This window comes from Vibrio thalassae (genome assembly GCF_900089835.1).
Lineage (GTDB): Bacteria > Pseudomonadota > Gammaproteobacteria > Enterobacterales > Vibrionaceae > Vibrio > Vibrio thalassae.
Map to the genome: position 1 here is coordinate 1 of NZ_OANU01000042.1, position 1,770 is coordinate 1,770.

At 45.0% G+C, this 1,770-nt stretch carries 1 protein-coding gene; it reads left to right on the forward strand.

Features of this window, described 5'->3' with window-relative positions; all coding sequences use genetic code 11:
- Window positions 1-185 precede the first annotated feature (185 nt).
- The gene (gene ltrA / locus VTH8203_RS13030) at window positions 186-1,658 is read left to right on the forward strand and encodes a group II intron reverse transcriptase/maturase (protein WP_096994066.1); all 1,473 of its coding nucleotides are present in this window, start codon (window positions 186-188) and stop codon (window positions 1,656-1,658) included.
- The last annotated feature ends 112 nt before the right edge of the window (window positions 1,659-1,770 follow it).

Sequence of the window (1,770 nt, forward strand, 5' to 3'; positions counted from 1 at the left end):
GTATTACTCCCTCTGGGAAAGTCTCTGTGACCGATAGTGATGCAGGTATAGGATGTTGGAAAAAGCGAAAGCTGCATTGTAACGATGCAGATACAGATTCATATCTGATCACGAAAGTGAGCTGACTTCCGACTGGTCTTCCGTTGCAAGAGAATTTGAAGAACTTTATTCAAGGAGAAACGCAAATGATGATTTCAAAAGAGATTAGTGCCTCTCCTGACAGTGCTCAGTGGCAATCCATAAACTGGAAAGCCGTTGAATCCCATGTTTTAAAGCTTCAGATGCGTATTGCAAAGGCAACACGAGAAGGTAAACACGGCAAAGTGAAAGCATTGCAGTGGATACTGACTCACTCGCGCTCAGCAAAACTTCTTGCTGTTAAGCGGGTGTCACAAAACAAAGGCAGTAAAACGCCTGGAATTGACGGCGTTATCTGGAATACAGATACGCGCCGCATGAAAGCAGCCAATCAATTGAGCAGAAAAGCTTATCAAGCAAAACCGCTCAAGCGTATCTACATCCCCAAGAAAAACGGCAAGCTCAGACCACTGGGTATCCCGTGTATGATCGATAGAGCGCAGCAAGCGCTTCATCTTCTTGCACTAGAGCCAGTATCAGAAACACTTGCCGACCCTAACAGCTATGGATTTAGACCAAACCGAAGCACTGCTGATGCTATTGCGCAGTGCTTCAAGTGCTTGGCTATGAAACGCTCTGCTCAATGGGTTCTTGAGGGTGACATCAAAGCTTGTTTCGATAAGATCGGACATCAATGGCTGATGGATAACATTGCCATCGATAAACGTATGTTGGAACAATGGTTAAAGTCTGGTTTTATGGATAAAGGCTTGTTCTATCGCACTGACGAGGGAACGCCACAAGGTGGGGTCATATCCCCAACCTTGATGCTAATGACTCTTGCAGGGCTTGAGCAACGCATAAAGTCTACCGCACTCAAAAAGGGTGCAAGAGCCAACTTTATTGGATACGCCGACGATTTCGTCGTCACTTGTGCTTCAAAGGAAGTGCTGGAGAACGATATCAAACCGTTGATTGCTGATTTCTTAACAGAAAGAGGCTTAACACTCTCCGAAGAGAAAACGTACATTACCCACATCAGCAGAGGTTTTGATTTCCTAGGTTTTAATCATAGGAAGTACAAAGGGAAATTGCTCATTAAACCGAGCAAATCCAACACACTACTGTTCTTGAGTAACTTGCGTGAACTCATCAAAAAGCACGCAACCATCCCTGTGAACGATCTTATCAAGTTGATAAACCCGAAACTCAGGGGCTGGTCGAATTACTATCGACACTGCGTTGCGAAACAGGTATTCGGATATGTAGGTCACAAGCTATTCCATGCGTTATGGCATTGGGCTAAAAGGCGTCATCCAACAAAATCTAGAACTTGGATCGCCCTTAAATACTTCATCAACCGTCAAGGTCAATGGCAATTTCACGGTTGGCAGAAGATCATGAATATGGATTGTCAGTTCAATCTGTTTCAAATAGCCAAGGTGCCAATAGAGAGACATGTGAAAATCAGGAGTGCCGCAACGCCTTTTGATCCTCAATACCAAGAATACTTGGCTAAGAGAAAATCAAAGAAGCAATGTCGTAACTCTTGGCACGAGCCTGCTCTCACTGCTTTATAAGTTGCTGGGTGCCAATCGGTGCCTTCGTGAAGGCTTGAGCCTAGTGCGGTGAAAGTTGCATGCTGGGTTCTTAGAGGGACGACACTTGGTAACAGGTGTCGTCTACTCGACA